The sequence below is a fragment of the Marinobacter mobilis genome (assembly GCF_900106945.1).
GTDB classification, from domain to species: Bacteria; Pseudomonadota; Gammaproteobacteria; order Pseudomonadales; family Oleiphilaceae; genus Marinobacter; species Marinobacter mobilis.
In genome coordinates this window covers 427,236-441,620 of record NZ_FNNE01000001.1, presented here as the reverse complement: position 1 = coordinate 441,620, position 14,385 = coordinate 427,236, and the positions used below count along the sequence as shown (strand labels likewise).

Sequence of the window (14,385 nt, the reverse complement as noted above, 5' to 3'; positions counted from 1 at the left end):
GGAAGGCATAAGGTCTTCCGGCGCAGTGGTATGCAAGACGCATAAAACCCTGGTGGACCCTGTTCACCAGGGTTTTTTCGTATGGGCGCCACGATCGCCGGAGCGAAGCAATTGGAGAAGGATTTCGTTATGCCGATTCGGACAACGATCAACAAAGGCAGGGTGCCGGTCAAAATCTACACCGACCAGGTGGAATACGGTGCCCTCAACCAGCTGGCCAATATTGCCCAGCTACCCATCGTCCATAGCCACATTGCGGCCATGCCGGATGTACATATGGGCATTGGCGCCACGGTGGGTTCGGTCATTCCGACCCTCGGAGCCATCATCCCCGCCGCCGTCGGCGTGGATATTGGCTGTGGCATGAACGCGGTGCGGCTAACCCTCAAGGCCAGCCAGCTACCGGAGAGCCTGCGCAGAATCCGCAGCGCCATCGAAGCCGCCGTACCGGTGGGCTTCGACGTGCACAGCCGCCCAAGCATCCAGCGTAAGTCCGTGGCCCAGCTGGACGCTGAGCTGGATGCGATTCTGGGCAAACACCCGGGGCTGACCAAGATGCAAAAGCCGCAGGTTTGGGCGAAGCAGCTTGGCACTCTCGGTGGTGGTAACCACTTCATCGAGCTGTGCATCGATGAAAGCCAGGATGTGTGGATCATGCTGCACTCCGGCAGCCGGGGCATTGGCAACGTCATCGGCCGCTACTTCATCAGCCTGGCGAAGAAGGACGCCCAACGCCACCAACTGCATTTGCCGGACAAGGATCTGGCCTACTTTTCAGAAGGGGCGGATCACTTTGATGACTACGTGCAGGCGGTGGAATGGGCCCAGGACTATGCCCTGGTCAATCGTCGCGAGATGATGCGACTGGTGGTGGATGCGATCCGCCCGCACCTGCCCGGGTTCCAGGTGAGCAAGGAGGCCATCAACTGCCACCACAATTACGTGGCGCGGGAGACCCACTTCGGCGAACAGGTGTTCCTGACCCGCAAGGGCGCGATTGCCGCCGGCAAGGATCAGCTCGGGATCATTCCGGGGAGCATGGGGGCCAAGTCCTTCATCGTCCGGGGCAAGGGCAACGCCGAATCATTCTGCTCCTGCTCCCACGGTGCAGGCAGAAAGATGAGCCGCACTCAGGCTAAACGGCAGTTCAATCACGCCGATATGGAGGCTCAGACCCGGGGTGTGGAATGCCGGAAAGACAAGGGTGTTCTGGATGAAATTCCCGGCGCCTACAAGGATATCGATGAAGTCATGGCCAATCAGAGTGATCTGGTCGAGGTTGTGCACACCCTCAAACAGGTCGTGTGCGTCAAAGGATAAGGAGACAGAAATGGCGAAAGCACCAAAACCCATGCGTAACTGGGCCGCTTGCGACCCGCTCATGCGCAAAGGCGGCGCGCATCAGGACGCCAAACTCACCCACCGCCCTCGCCTTGACCGGCGCCAGGCGCTGGATGAGTTCGAAGACTGGCAAGATGAGCTGTCAGGCGGTGAACAACAGGAAAACCACGAAGGGCCGAAGGGCCCTTCTTTTTTGCCTCAGCCGATGCAGCCATCCTCAGTAAACTTCACCCTCGCCACTGCACCATACCGGTCCGCATAGCTGGCCAGCAGATCCTCATCCCGCCACCACCAGCGTTTGGCGTTGGTCATCAGCCCCTGCTTGTACTCAATGCCGTGTGGCAACTCAAGCTCCGGGCGAATGATTGTGCCATCGGGGTAGCTCAGCAGTTCACTTTCCGCCTCACCAAACCCCTCAATACTGACCCTGCCAGTGCCATCCACGAATTCAAATTCGATGGGCACCACTTTGGTCGGCAACCAGGTAGTCACCAGCTCGGCGCCAAACAAACCGAAAATACCTCCGCCCGCCTTGCCGGTACCGATCTCGGTCAGAGCATTTTGCTGGGCCCCGTTGGCTCGCGAGTCGATATAGGCACAGGCGGTACCGCCGCCTTCTTCAACCGGCCCGGGAAACTTGTAGTAAAGGGCAAACCGGGTGCCGTCCAGGGACACCTCATTGAATTGTCCTCTGACGACATTCCAGACTCCCCAGCCCATGCAGCGCCCCTCCGACGGGCGGGCATTAAAATTACAGGGACACCCCCAGTCGCAATTGCAGGCCGTGAAATAATCGGCCTCGAAATTCCACCTGTTCATAGCATCACCCCTTCGCGCTCTCAGCCCCCCTGACCCCGGAACGGTGCTCCCATCATTGCAGACGCGCCCATGACGCATTCCACCAACCGGACAATGCCCCAGGGAAACGGGGCGGTTAACACTTAGTTTAACCGCCGCAGGAGCAGCACCTAAGACGGATGGGGCGCAAGGACGGCGGCAGACAGACGATCAGGTAGTAACAACGCCTAAAGCGGAGCAGGCCTAACAGAGCTCGCAGCAACGACATGCCGGGCCGCGGTTGTCAGCCCGTGTCAATCTGGGGGGAAAGTGCTAATCTTCCAGAAGGTCAAACCGTTACCAACGCCATAACATAGGACGGCTTTGATGAACCAGAACACGCATGATGTAGGGTCTGAGGCTGACACCGCCGCCCTGCGTAAACAACTGGTCAACAGTGCCCGCGATGTGGTCCGTCGCGAAGGGATGGCCGCGCTCAACTTTGAGCAGCTGGCCAGCCTGACAGGCACTCCCCAGACCACCCTGCAAACGCTGTTCAACGATAAACCCGGCCTGATTCGCGCCCTCTACGAGAGCTGGGTGGAGGAGTGGCAGCAACGGCTTATGTCCGCGATCCCCACCACCCCGGTGGACGCCCTGATGCGCCGCGCCGCACATATCTACCGCGAGCTGGCCTGCTCTGACCGCGCCCTGCTGTTGGCCAGCACCACACCGGTCGCCATTGAAGCCGACCTGTTCGGGGTGTTGGGCCGTTCAGCGGCTTTTGAACTGTTCGCCAACTTCGTCAAAACCGGCATGGCAGAGCGGCGCCTGCGGGTCAGCGCCGACCCGGAAGCTACGGTAAGAACCCTGTGGGCAGGTATCCATGGCGCAGTGATTATGGAAGTATGCGGTGACTACGACGAACAGCGCGGACGCCAGGCAATGGATGAGATGATCGATTTACTGACCCGGGGCCTGCAACGCTAACGGCCCCGGAGCCTGGCCATCAGGGACGGCGCTGCCAGCGTCACCAGCAAGACCAGCACGAACAGATCCCCACTGCAGACATTGAACGTCTGCATCAGCTGCGGCCAGGGCTTGTCAGCCACCCAATGCCCAAAGCCGAACTCAAACAGCAGGGTCATCACCAGCCACTGCCCCCCGACGCACCAATAGGGCCCGGCAAGCCAGCGGACACTGACAAAAGTTACCGCCAGTACGATCAGCGCCAGCAGCACTCCGCTGGTCGGCAACGCCAACTGCGCCCCAACCAGCGGCACCAGCACCTGCTCCCGGAAGATCCCGTTGACCACCGCCAGCGCAGCGATCAGCAGCCAGATGAGCGAGGCTTTCCAGAACAGGTTGATGGTCATGGTCAACGGACTCCCTGATGAGCAGCACATCGCGACGGACGCCAAACAGACAAGATAGTCAGGAAAGCTGACCGTCACCAGCCAGCCTCACCAGAGCCCGGTGTCAGGTGAACAACTGTCACACCCCCGTAACACGCCCGACTCACAATCTGGTCTATACCAAAGGAGTGTTCGATGCTTGCTGTTTTTGACCTGGATGAAACCCTGATTCACGGGGACAGTTCCCAACTGTTTACCCATTTCCTTCGCGCTGAAGGCATTGATACCATGCCGGATGCCAACGCCCGAGACAGCGCCTTCATGGCCGCCTATCACGCGGGCAAAATGGATTTGGAAGATTACATGGCTTTCAGCCTGGAACCGCTGCGGGGCTGGCATCGCAGCGAAGTGGCCGAGCTGGTTGAGCGCTTTGTCGCCCTCGAAATCCTCCCGCGGGCGCTGGCCGTTGGCCGTGAACGGGTGGACTGGCACCGACGCCAGGGCCACGATGTGCTGATTATCTCCGCGACCGGTGAGCACCTGGTGGCGCCCATTGGCCATGCGCTCAGTATTGACGACAGCATCGGCGTACAAATCGAGTGGCAGGAAGATACCCTCACCGGCGCCATTGGCCCTCGCCGTCCGTTCCGCGATGGCAAGGTTGATGCCCTGAAACAGTGGCTGGCTGACCGTACGGCCACGCCGGAGCGGGTGTGGTTCTATTCCGACTCCCACAACGACTTGCCATTGCTACAGCATGTTGATCATCCGGTCGCGATGAATCCGGACCCCATTCTTCGGGCCCACGCCCAGGCTGAACGCTGGCCGATTTATGTTGACGAAAAGGCTCGGGGGTGACTCTTCGCGTTCTCCGGACAGGGGGGACAGACTTCAATTCTGTCCCCCGCTGAGCAGCCAACAAGGCAATCTTTTGCCCCCCTACCCCAGCACCACCAGTAACAATCCGGCCAGTATGACGGCAACCCCCGCCAGTTTCGGCGGGTGCAGTTTCTCTCCCAGGAAATACCACGCCATGGCCACCCCCATCGGAATGCTGATCTGGCGAAAGGCCACCACATAACTGACATCATCGGCATAAGCCATGGCCCAGACCACCAGCGCGTAGGTGCCAAGAATCAAGGTGCCTGCGGCCATAGTGCTACGCCAGCTGGTCGCCAGTTCACGCAGCAGGCGGCGCTCGGCACCCTGCACGGACAGCCCGACACTCAGCCAGCCCAGCGCCGACCAGGCCTGCAGGATGACAAACACCAGGGCAACCTCCCCATCCAGCGCGGTACCGGACAGCAGCTCACGCATTCGCTCGGTGGCGGCATCATCGACCAGGGAATAACCGGCGGTACTGGCCGCGGCCAACAGGGCAAACAACGTGGCCAGGTTACGGTAATTGGCGAAGTGAAAATCCCGGAACCGATGCATCGGCAACACCATGCAGCCAGCCACGATCAACACAATACCCGCCACGGCGGCGCCGGTAATACGTTCGGCTGTGCCCAGGAACACCGTGCCCACCAGCAGGATCAACAATGGGGAGGAGCGGGCCAGCGGATACACCACCGACAGTTCGCCGTGCCGATAGGCCGCGGCCAGGGCGCTGAGATAGGTGGCCTGAAAGAAACCGGTGGCCAGCACCAGCCACCAGACTGTCGCATCCAGGCTGAACAGGAATGAACGGTAGTAAAGCAGCACCGGCAAGGTCAATACGGCACCCCAGAGGGTGCTGTACCAGAAAAACGCTCCGCTGGGGCTGACTTTCTTGCCAAAGAGATTCCAGCCAGCATGCGCGAGGGCAGAAATCAGGACAATGAGAATGGCGGCGAGGGTCATAGCGAGACGTCAGGCCGCCAGCTCATTCCGTCCCCTGGCGCCAGGCACGGGTGGAGCGGTCCACCCAGAAGCGCAGTGCCCCCTGAATCAGTTTGGCCCCGGCACAGGTCACGGTGATCAGTATGGCCATGGCGGCCGCAGGTGCGATATCTCCCGCCTCGTCCATGCTCAGTACTGCCACAGACGCCAGCTGGGAATTCGGGCCGTACAGGAACACCACGGCTGACACTGTTGTCATGGCGTTGACAAAGAGGTACAGCGCCACATCGAGAATCGCGGGCAGGCACAGCGGTAGGGTGACGGTGAACAGCACCCGCCAACGGGAAGCCTTGAGGGATTCCCCCACCGCCTCAAATTCCTTGTCCAGCTGTTTCAGGGCGGTCACCGCGGTCAGGTGTGACACCGCGTAGAAATGGCTCACCGTGCAGAGAATCAGGATCAGCAGCGTACCGTAAATACCATTAAGCAGATTGTCCGGATGGTTGAAGAAGAAGATGTAGGACAACCCCAAGACCAGTCCCGGTACCGCCAGCGGCAGCAGGGAAAGAAACTGAAACACCCCGGTCAGGATTTTCGGTTGGGGCGTGCGCTCCATCAGCCAGGCATTGAAGAACACCAGGACCGTACCCAGCACCATGGTGCCCAGCGCCAGCTGCAAACTGTTGAAGTAAGCGCCCCAGCCACCACCGTCCATACGACCGAACTGGTAATTGTTCAGGCTGAGGTCGAGGTTATAGGGCCAGAAGGTCACGAACGAGGCGTACACGGCCATTGCGATGATGGCAAGGATGAACACCACGGTCGGGGTCAGCACCAGCGCACCCAGGACATCCCGTTTACGGTCAGCCCGGGCCTTGTAAGGGACAGACCGGGCGGTAAAGCTGGCCGACTGTTTACGTTGTACATAGCGATCGGCAAAGAAGGCCAGCATCGCCGGCAGCAACAGCAGGACACTGACCACCGCCCCCATCTCAAAACGCTGCTGGCCAATCACCTGCTTGTAGATGTCGGTGGCCAGCACATCGAACTGCCCGCCGATCACTTTGGGCACACCAAAGTCAGTGATCACCAGGGTAAACACGACAAATGCCGCACTCACCAGACCGTAGCGGGCACCGGGTACCGTGACTGTCCAGAAGGTGCGCCAGGCGCTGGCCTTGAGCGCAGAGGCGGCCTCGTAATGGCGACCGTCGGCGTTGTCCATCGCGGTCAGTAGAATCATCAGGGCATGGGGAAAGGTCCAGAAGCAGGACCCCATGACAATCCCGATCGGCCCGTAAATCTCGGCCCCGAACAGCCAGCCCTTCAATACCCCCTGATTGCCGAACAGGTACACCAGGCTAATGGCTGGCAGCAGTGACGGTGCCAGAATCGGCAACACCAACACCCCACGAACCCAGCCGGTCAGCGGCAGCCGGGTGCGCGTGAGCGCCCACGCGGCCATGAACGCCAGGCCAACCACAATCACCGTGCTCAGCCCAGCCACCCACAGGGAGTTCAGGAAGGCCGATTCGATACCGCCCGAGCTGAGGTAACGGGCGAAGTTCTCTAGACCGACAAACTCCCCGGCCCGGTTCTCCACACTCTTCGACAAGAGGGTATACAACGGTGCCAGCACCAGCAGCGACAAGACGGCACAGCCGGCCACCAGCAGTGCGGCAAAGGGCCCGCGGTCGGACAGCTTCTGACGCAGGCCGGCCAAGGCCGGTCCGGTGACGTGATTTCGGGAAGGAAGCGTTGCAGAATCAATCATGGGTGGGTCTTACCAGGGTCAAAACTTGGAGATAACCGTGCTTCAGGCTGCGAAGCAGTGAAGTGCGTCGGAGGGCAGATGCAGGCAGATCCGATTGCCAACCGCCAGCTCCAACTGTCGCGCCGAGCGAGGATCAACATCCACGACCAGGTCCAGAGCAACATCCGTCAGGCGAACCTGGGTTCGGATAAAAGCACCCAGGTAATCCATGGCCTCGACCCGCCCCTCCCAGTCACCATCGCCGCTGGGCAGCAGGTGTACATCCTCAGGACGAATCGCCAGACGCACGCCCCCCTTGCCCTCCGGCAATGGACGCACCACGTCCACTGCACGGTTTCCAACCATCACCCGCTGACCATTCAGCGGCGCGCTGTCGATAAAATTCATCGCGCCGATAAATTCGGCCACAAAGGCCGACTGCGGCTGTTGGTAGATCTCCAGCGGCGTACCGACCTGCTCAATCACCCCGTTGTTCATCACCACGACGCGATCCGCCATCGCGAGAGCTTCTTCCTGGTCATGGGTCACCATAATGGTGGTTACCCCCAGCTGTTTCTGCAGACTGCGAATCTCGCTGCGCAGATGGTGGCGTACCTTCGCATCCAGCGCCGACAACGGCTCATCCAGCAGCAGTAATCCGGGCGACGGCGCCAATGCCCGGGCCAGGGCCACCCGCTGTTGCTGGCCGCCGGACAATTGCGCCGGGTATTTCCTGGCATGCTCGGCCAGACCAATCATCTCCAGTAATTCCGCCACCCGCTCCCGAATCCGGGCCTTGGGCGTACCAACACTATGCAGACCGTAGGCGATGTTGGCGGTCACGGTCATGTTGGGGAACAGCGCATAGGACTGGAATACGATACCGAAATCCCGATCCTTGGGTGGCTTGAGGGAAATATCGTCGTTGCCCTGAAGCAACTGGCCGGCACTCTGCTGCTCCAGCCCGGCAATGATCCGCAGCAAGGTGGTTTTGCCACACCCGGACGGCCCGAGGAAGCACACCAGCTCACCCGGTTCGATGGTGAGATTGATGTCCCTGAGGGCAGAAAAATCGCCGAAGTTCTTGTGAACTCCGTGGATTTCGAGACGACTTCCCTGGGTTTGTTGGGTCATGGTTTATCCCCTGCTGTGCGAAATATGGCTCTCCGATCAACCGGAGAGGAAATGCTTTGGTTAAACGTCACTGCGTTCTGTGACAGCCGATCTGCACGACCGGGAATATCGCAAAACTTCGACGTGGCCGGTGACAGCTCTTCCGTAGCAGCGGCAGGAAGCCGCGGAGCCCCGCCAGGTACATGGACGTACCTTGAGGGGCGGCGAAGGAAGAGCCGCCATCGGCCACTGGCAAGGCCTTTCAGGCTAGCGAGCTAACGCCCGAATCACTCAGCCTCAGACTTGTTGTCGTAACGGTTCGCCCACTCAGCCAGGATGGCCTCCCGGTTGCTGGCAGCCCAGGCGAAGTCGTTATCAATGATCAGCTCCTCGGCATTGGCCGGGAAATTCTGGACCGGCTTGGCGACACCCGGCATACCAACGATGGCGTAGCCCTCGTTGTACATTTCCATGGCGTCACGACTGATCGACCAGTTCACCAGAGTCTGGGCCGCCTCCAGGTTGTCGGTCCCATTCACAATCGCCGTTGCCTCAACTTCCCAACCCAGACCTTCAGACGGGAACACCAGCTCCAGCGGTGCACCCTGCTCCTTCAGACGGGCACCACGGAATGCAAACGACACACCGATGGTGGTCTCGCCAGACGCAGCCATCTTGCAGGGCTTGGAACCGGAGTGGGTATAGCGGCTGATGTTCTGATGCAGGCCATCCATGAAGGTCCAGCCACTGTCTTCACCCATCATCTGTAACCAGGCAGACACGTCCAGGAAGCCGGTACCGGAAGAATTAGGGTTCGGCATGACCACGTGGCCCTGGTAGACCGGGTTGGCCAGGTCCTGCCAGCTGGTCGGCATCGGCAGGTTGTTGGCCTCGGCTTCAACCGTGTTCACACAGATCGCCGCCATCCACGCGTCCATACCGACCCAGGAAGGGGTCTCGTCACTGTCGCGGAACTTCGGTGAAAGCGCATCCAGACCTTCCGGCGCGTAGGGTGCCAGCATGCCCTCGTTCTTCAGCAGCAACAGACTGGTGCCGGCCAGCCCCCAGACCACGTCCGCCTGCGGGTTCTCTTTCTCGGCCAGAAGGCGAGCGGTGATGACACCGGTGGAATCACGTACCCAGTTAATCTTGATGTCCGGATGGGCTTCATTAAAACGCTCCGCGTACTTGGCCAGATCTTCGGCTTCAACCGCGGTGTATACGGTCAGCTCGGTCTGGGCCTGGGCGCCCATGGCCGCGGTCAGGGCGGCCAGAGCCAGTGCTTTCTTGAGTTGTTTCACGATAATCTCCTTCAGCCTTCAGCAAGTGGGAATGAATCAGATCGTTATTGGTCTATACCAGTTATCAAACTCACTTTAGGGTCATTTCATTGCAGTCAGGTGACAACCTGATGACGATTGCATGCAACCTCTCAAGGTTGTTCGCCAGCCGCCAGACGATGGTCAATATCCACCAGCACTTCTGGCAAATCAGCAATACTGTCAATCACATAGTGAGCACCTGACGCGGCCATCACGCGATGACCGTCGGCCAGCCGTCGAGCCCTGTCAGCGTCGTCAAGCGCGGCCAGCTCATCCTCGCCGAGACCGATGGCATTGCCTGAGGCCACCACCGCCACCGTCCACATGCCCGCGTTCAGGCCTTCCTCAATCCCGGTCGCGGTGTCGTCCACCTTGACGCAGGCCTGCACAGCGGTGACGCCCAGCTCAATGGCATTTTTCAGGCTCATGTGCGGTGCCGGACGCCCCTGGGGCACCTCGGTGGCCACCACCACACTTGCCGGCTCAAAGCCCTGCGCGTGCAGCCGTGGCAGCATCACCTCCACCATTTCCCGGCTGTAGCCGGTGTTGACGCCCATGGCGATGGCCTCTTCCCGCAACAGGGTCTGCAAATCCAGAGCACCGGGAATCAGCTCGGCACGCTCGGCAATGGCGGCGGTTTGCAGCGGCAGAAACGCCTGGTAGAGACGGTCGATATCGCGGTCATCGGGCGCCTTGTTGAAGCGCAGCTGCCACTGTTTACGAATCCTCGGCATCGCCAACAGGCGACGGATATGCTCTCGTTTCTCCGTGCCCATCGGCTCTCGGGCTTCGGCTTCCGACAGGTCGATGTCTTCAGCCTCGAACAACTTGAGAAAGGCCTGGATTGGCGCCAGCGATCCGAAATCCACGCAGGTACCGGCCAGGTCCATGATCACCGCCTGCAGCGGCCCGGTGTAACGACGGGTATAGGTGTACATCACTTTCTCCTTGGGGGAATTCAGGCAGTTTCGAGGTTATCGGGAGTCTCTGCGGGTGCCGCTACCGGCAACGACAGCCCCAGCTCCTGACAGGCGGCGGCAACGGCGGAAATGACCGCATCGATCTGTTCATCATGGAGCTGGCCAATGCAGCCAACGCGGAAACTGTCGGCCACGGTCAGCTTGCCGGGGTAGATCAGGAATCCCTGCGCCTTGATGGCGTTGTAGAAACGCCCGAAATCAAAAGCCGGACTGTGCGGAGACAGGAAGGTGGTAATGATTGGAGACAGCCACTCATCCACCAGCAGAGTCCGGAAACCGAGTGCCCGCAGGCCCGCCACCAGACGGTCACGGTTGCGGGTATAACGGGCCAGGCGACCATCGACGCCACCTTCGGCCGCGTGCTCTTTCATCGCCTGCAGGAAAGCGGCAACCACGTGAGTGGGCGGGGTATAGCGCCACTGGCCACTTTTAGTCATGTACTGCCACTGATCGTGCAGATCCAGCGACAAGCTGTGGCACTGCCCCGCAGAAGCCGCAAGCAGTTCCCGCTCGACAATGGCGAAGCCAAAGCCAGGCACCCCTTCAAAGCATTTGTTGGCAGACGACACCAAGGCCGCACAGGGCAGCTCGGCCACGTTCACCGGCAAGGCTCCAAAGGCACTCATGCTGTCGATGATCAGGCGCACTCCCGCCTGACGACAGACCTCGGCAATCTCCCCAATGGGGTTGAGAATGCCGGAACTGGTTTCACAGTGAACCACCACCACCTGGCCGATATCGGGGTTTGCCGCCAGGGCTTGTGCCACCTCATGCCCGCGGGGCGGACGATAGTCCCCCTTGTCGATGGCCACGTAGGCGCGCCCGAGGGTATCGAGGATCTTGCCAATACGCTGGCCATAGGCCCCGTTCATCAGCACCAGGGTGCGGCTTTGCGGCGCAATCAGCGTTCCCAGGGTCGCTTCAACGGCAAAGGTGCCACTGCCCTGCACCGGCACACAGACATGGCTATCCGCGCCGCCCGCGACGTCCAGCAATCGCCGGCAGACTTCCGCCGTCATGGCGTTGAAATCGTCGTCCCAGGAGCCCCAGTCATGGAGCATGGCTTGCTTGACCGTGGCACTGGTGGTCAGAGGGCCGGGCGTTAGCAGGTAAGGGTCTTGCTGATTCATAAACATCTCCATGAGATCTAGCCGGTGCGTTTGCGGGCTCGCGCCTCGGCGCAACGACGAATGAAGGTGGGGTCGAAACTGTCAATGGCACCGAATCGGTCCAGCCGGAACGGCTCGGGAGAGACAAAGGGGGGCTGACCGGTCACCAACTCGGCCATGAAGCGGCCGATGCCCCCAGACATACCGATGCCAGCGCCTGAACAGCCGGTGGCCGCCATGAAGCCATCGACACCCGGCATGGCACCCAACAGGTAGAATCCGTCGGGGGTATAGCTGGATATATTGCTGATGTAGTGGGCCAGCGGCAGCTCATCGAGGATCGCGCACTGCTGGCGCAGCCCCTGGTAGCCGGAAGCCAGGGCTTCGTCGCCCGTGGGGTCGACGTCAAAGCAGTAATCATTGAGGCTGTCCGGCAACCGGTCGGCCCGGGCGAACACGGCCTGCTCATCCCGCAGTCCGAACAGCAGGCCGCCCACTTCCGGGCGGGCATAGGCCCCGCTGTCGGGCAAGATCGTCATCGGCGCATCGGATGGGATTCGGGGGTGAGGCGCAGAAATCCAGTAATGACTGCGAATCGGCGCCATGCCCAGGTTTACCCCCAGCTGACGAGCCAGGGCCGTACTCCATGGGCCCGCAGCATCGATGACGGTACCAGCGTGAATGCATTCACCGCTGGCCAGTCGTACACCGGTGACCCGGCTACCTCGCTGAAGAAGGTCGCTGACGCTCTGCTGCAGCCGAAACCGGACGCCCTGCCGGCGGGCCTGGACGGCGTAGGCCATACAAAGGCTGTAAGGGTCAATGTAGCCGTCATCCGGCAGCCACAGGGCGGCAGTGTGCTGATCCAGTGTCAGCCAGGGCGCACGCTCCATGGCTTCGTCCGCGGAGATCCCATAAGCGGCCACGCCCACTTCGGCCGCACGCCCCGCAATCTGTTCAATCTGGCGCCGACCCGGTTCTGAAGTCGCAACCTGCAGGCTTCCGACCCTGCGCAAAGGTAAGGGCTCACTGACCGCCTCACCCAGCGCGTCAATTGCCCGGAAGGTTTCCATCACCAGCCGGGTCAGTTCCCTGTGGGGGCGTACCCGGGTCAACAGCGCAGCGGCATGGCTGGTGGTCTGTTCACCGAGGCCGTGGCGTTCCAGCACCACCACCGACAGACCGGGCGTGCGGCTGAGGTAGCTGGCAATGGAGCATCCGAGGATGCCGCCGCCGATAATGACGACATCCGGGTGTTGGGAGGTGGACATAGTGTGGCTCTCGCTCATCTGGTATAGACCAGTTTGGCGAGACACTATGACGGTTTGATGACCTTGCTATGACAGGTTGAAGTTTTCGGGCTGGATGGCGGGGATTTGGAGTTTGATGCTTTAGGCGTCTGGTGCAAGACGTCAGGCGCGGCTACCTTGTTTCGCCGCTTTGAAGGTAGCCACACCTGCCGCCCCAAGGTATTGAGTTGCCCGACAATAAACAATCAACGGGCAATATGATGGGCTAGCCCACTTCCACCTGGATACTCAGAGTGTCATGGAGCCAGAATTCTTCGTCGAACTCCACAAAGCAGCCGTCCTGATCGCGGCTGCAGCGGGTCACGTAGAGCCCCGCCGTTCCAGCGGTAACGCCCAGCGCCTCAGCCTGGGGGTCAATCAGTGCGGTGGGGAACATTTCGATCTGCTTGCGCACCAGCTCAAGACCGTAATGCTCCCGCAGCAATTTCCACAGCGAGCGGTTGAAGTCGAAACGTTCGATACCGGGCAAACGGCGGGCATTGAGATAGATGTTTTCCACCAGCACCGGACGACCATCCACTTGCCGCCTCCGGCGCAGTCTCACCAGCGAGTCGCCTTCTGCAAGGCCGGTTTTCGAGGCCAGCCAGGCGGTAACTTCAGTGGGGGTTACTTCTAGGGTTTCGGTCGCCGGGGTCCGCCCCTGGGCCATAACGTTCTCGGAAAAACTGTAATCCTCGGTGGGGTTGTAGACCAGCCTTGGTGGCGACACAAACCAGCCGCGGCGGTTGGAACGGTAGATGCGCCCTTCCGCTTCCAGTTGCGCCAGGGCCAGCCGCGCGGTGACCCGGGTCGTGTTATTGCTCTCGGCGAGCACCCGCTCCGACGGCAAGCGACTGTTGGGTTGCAGCAGACCCTGTTCGATCTGATCCGCAATATGGTCCCGGACACGCAGATAAATCGGTCCGATGGCTGCACTGTGATCCCGCTCTGGCATGCTTTTTTGTTTCCTGTGGATGACAAATCCCGCGACCCTACCGGGGACAGGTGACGCAAGTATGACAAAGCCGCTAAGCTTTTCGTATCACACCGGACAATGACACAGGCTCCCTCCATGAAAATTGGCCAGGTATCGAAACAAACCGGCATTGCCGTGGAAACCATCCGCTATTACGAAAAAATCGGCCTGCTGCCCGAACCCGCCCGGGAAAGCAGCGGTTACCGCCATTACAGTGAGGACCATCTCAGGCGCCTGCTGTTCATTCGTCGCTGCCGCAGTCTCGATATGACCCAGGATGAAATCCGCGAACTGCTTGATCTGGCCGGACAACCGGGACGCAATTGTCAGGAAGTGGACGACCTGCTCGCCCGCCATCTCAGCCACGTCAGAACCAGGCTTCGGGAACTTCAGCATTTGGAACAGCAGCTTGAGCGTCTGCGTAACACCTGCTCCAACGAAGGCACCGTTGAACAATGCGGAATTCTCGGTGGACTGACCGAAGCACCAGATCCGATCGGACACAACGATCACAAAAACCATATCCCGGGCAGCCACGGCCACTGA

At 60.4% G+C, this 14,385-nt stretch carries 14 protein-coding genes; 4 read left to right on the top strand and 10 right to left on the bottom strand.

All coding sequences use genetic code 11. The features are described 5' to 3' along the window. Positions 1–129: 129 nt before the first annotated feature. Complete coding sequence (locus tag BLV11_RS02030) at positions 130–1,320, top strand: RtcB family protein (protein ID WP_091811377.1); 1,191 nt, start codon at positions 130–132, stop codon at positions 1,318–1,320. Between the two features lie 219 nt (positions 1,321–1,539). Here BLV11_RS02030 and BLV11_RS02025 read toward each other — a convergent pair whose 3' ends face one another. Continuing rightward, positions 1,540–2,160 carry a DUF1326 domain-containing protein gene (locus BLV11_RS02025; protein ID WP_175528251.1) on the bottom strand — a complete coding sequence of 207 codons (621 nt, stop codon included), beginning with the start codon at positions 2,158–2,160 and terminating at the stop codon, positions 1,540–1,542. A 345-nt stretch (positions 2,161–2,505) separates the two neighbouring features. Here BLV11_RS02025 and BLV11_RS02020 point away from each other — a divergent pair, with 345 nt between their 5' ends. Beyond that, complete coding sequence (locus BLV11_RS02020) at positions 2,506–3,108, top strand: TetR/AcrR family transcriptional regulator (protein ID WP_091811260.1); 603 nt, start codon at positions 2,506–2,508, stop codon at positions 3,106–3,108. Here the strand turns inward: BLV11_RS02020 and BLV11_RS02015 are convergent. Next, positions 3,105–3,494, bottom strand: a complete 390-nt coding sequence (locus BLV11_RS02015) for a hypothetical protein (protein ID WP_091811259.1) — start codon at positions 3,492–3,494, stop codon at positions 3,105–3,107. The two genes, BLV11_RS02020 and BLV11_RS02015, sit on opposite strands and share 4 nt — an antisense overlap. 174 nt (positions 3,495–3,668) lie before the next feature. Here BLV11_RS02015 and BLV11_RS02010 point away from each other — a divergent pair, with 174 nt between their 5' ends. Continuing rightward, positions 3,669–4,331: an HAD family hydrolase gene (locus BLV11_RS02010; RefSeq protein ID WP_091811258.1), complete on the top strand. Its 663-nt coding sequence runs from the start codon at positions 3,669–3,671 to the stop codon at positions 4,329–4,331. An 81-nt stretch (positions 4,332–4,412) separates the two neighbouring features. Here BLV11_RS02010 and BLV11_RS02005 read toward each other — a convergent pair whose 3' ends face one another. The 8 genes from BLV11_RS02005 to BLV11_RS01970 all read right to left on the bottom strand — a co-directional run bounded on the left by BLV11_RS02005 (position 4,413) and on the right by BLV11_RS01970 (position 13,818). Further along, positions 4,413–5,318 carry an EamA family transporter gene (locus BLV11_RS02005; protein WP_091811257.1) on the bottom strand — a complete coding sequence of 302 codons (906 nt, stop codon included), beginning with the start codon at positions 5,316–5,318 and terminating at the stop codon, positions 4,413–4,415. A gap of 22 nt (positions 5,319–5,340) precedes the next feature. Beyond that, entirely contained in the window at positions 5,341–7,071 is a 1,731-nt protein-coding gene (locus BLV11_RS02000) for a putative 2-aminoethylphosphonate ABC transporter permease subunit (RefSeq protein WP_091811256.1), read from the bottom strand. Positions 7,072–7,113: 42 nt separating this feature from the next. Continuing rightward, positions 7,114–8,184 (bottom strand): putative 2-aminoethylphosphonate ABC transporter ATP-binding protein, encoded by a 1,071-nt coding sequence (locus tag BLV11_RS01995; protein ID WP_091811255.1) that lies wholly within the window; start codon positions 8,182–8,184, stop codon positions 7,114–7,116. Between the two features lie 266 nt (positions 8,185–8,450). Further along, positions 8,451–9,467 (bottom strand): putative 2-aminoethylphosphonate ABC transporter substrate-binding protein, encoded by a 1,017-nt coding sequence (locus tag BLV11_RS01990; RefSeq protein WP_375177489.1) that lies wholly within the window; start codon positions 9,465–9,467, stop codon positions 8,451–8,453. A 128-nt stretch (positions 9,468–9,595) separates the two neighbouring features. Next, positions 9,596–10,423 carry a phosphonoacetaldehyde hydrolase gene (gene phnX, locus BLV11_RS01985; RefSeq protein ID WP_175528250.1) on the bottom strand — a complete coding sequence of 276 codons (828 nt, stop codon included), beginning with the start codon at positions 10,421–10,423 and terminating at the stop codon, positions 9,596–9,598. A gap of 20 nt (positions 10,424–10,443) precedes the next feature. Continuing rightward, positions 10,444–11,595, bottom strand: coding sequence for a 2-aminoethylphosphonate--pyruvate transaminase (locus tag BLV11_RS01980; protein ID WP_091811376.1), 1,152 nt, complete (start codon positions 11,593–11,595; stop codon positions 10,444–10,446). Between the two features lie 17 nt (positions 11,596–11,612). After that, the gene (locus BLV11_RS01975; RefSeq protein ID WP_175528249.1) at positions 11,613–12,845 is read right to left on the bottom strand and encodes an NAD(P)/FAD-dependent oxidoreductase; all 1,233 of its coding nucleotides are present in this window, start codon (positions 12,843–12,845) and stop codon (positions 11,613–11,615) included. A gap of 244 nt (positions 12,846–13,089) precedes the next feature. Next, a complete protein-coding gene (locus BLV11_RS01970) occupies positions 13,090–13,818 on the bottom strand; it encodes a UTRA domain-containing protein (protein ID WP_091811251.1) in 729 nt (242 codons plus the stop codon). 117 nt (positions 13,819–13,935) lie between these two features. On the opposite strand from BLV11_RS01970, the gene cadR reads away from it, so the two are divergent. Next, a complete protein-coding gene (gene cadR, locus BLV11_RS01965; protein WP_091811250.1) occupies positions 13,936–14,385 on the top strand; it encodes a Cd(II)/Pb(II)-responsive transcriptional regulator in 450 nt (149 codons plus the stop codon).

What these genes read in the sequence shown, in the direction of transcription:
- BLV11_RS02030 (WP_091811377.1), top strand. Translation starts at nt 130, where the DNA reads ATGCCGATTCGGACAACGATCAACAAAGGCAGGGTGCCGGTCAAAATC.
- BLV11_RS02025 (WP_175528251.1), bottom strand. Translation starts at nt 2,160, where the DNA reads ATGAACAGGTGGAATTTCGAGGCCGATTATTTCACGGCCTGCAATTGC.
- BLV11_RS02020 (WP_091811260.1), top strand. Translation starts at nt 2,506, where the DNA reads ATGAACCAGAACACGCATGATGTAGGGTCTGAGGCTGACACCGCCGCC.
- BLV11_RS02015 (WP_091811259.1), bottom strand. Translation starts at nt 3,494, where the DNA reads ATGACCATCAACCTGTTCTGGAAAGCCTCGCTCATCTGGCTGCTGATC.
- BLV11_RS02010 (WP_091811258.1), top strand. Translation starts at nt 3,669, where the DNA reads ATGCTTGCTGTTTTTGACCTGGATGAAACCCTGATTCACGGGGACAGT.
- BLV11_RS02005 (WP_091811257.1), bottom strand. Translation starts at nt 5,318, where the DNA reads ATGACCCTCGCCGCCATTCTCATTGTCCTGATTTCTGCCCTCGCGCAT.
- BLV11_RS02000 (WP_091811256.1), bottom strand. Translation starts at nt 7,071, where the DNA reads ATGATTGATTCTGCAACGCTTCCTTCCCGAAATCACGTCACCGGACCG.
- BLV11_RS01995 (WP_091811255.1), bottom strand. Translation starts at nt 8,184, where the DNA reads ATGACCCAACAAACCCAGGGAAGTCGTCTCGAAATCCACGGAGTTCAC.
- phnX (WP_175528250.1), bottom strand. Translation starts at nt 10,423, where the DNA reads ATGTACACCTATACCCGTCGTTACACCGGGCCGCTGCAGGCGGTGATC.
- BLV11_RS01980 (WP_091811376.1), bottom strand. Translation starts at nt 11,595, where the DNA reads ATGAATCAGCAAGACCCTTACCTGCTAACGCCCGGCCCTCTGACCACC.
- BLV11_RS01975 (WP_175528249.1), bottom strand. Translation starts at nt 12,845, where the DNA reads ATGTCCACCTCCCAACACCCGGATGTCGTCATTATCGGCGGCGGCATC.
- BLV11_RS01970 (WP_091811251.1), bottom strand. Translation starts at nt 13,818, where the DNA reads ATGCCAGAGCGGGATCACAGTGCAGCCATCGGACCGATTTATCTGCGT.
- cadR (WP_091811250.1), top strand. Translation starts at nt 13,936, where the DNA reads ATGAAAATTGGCCAGGTATCGAAACAAACCGGCATTGCCGTGGAAACC.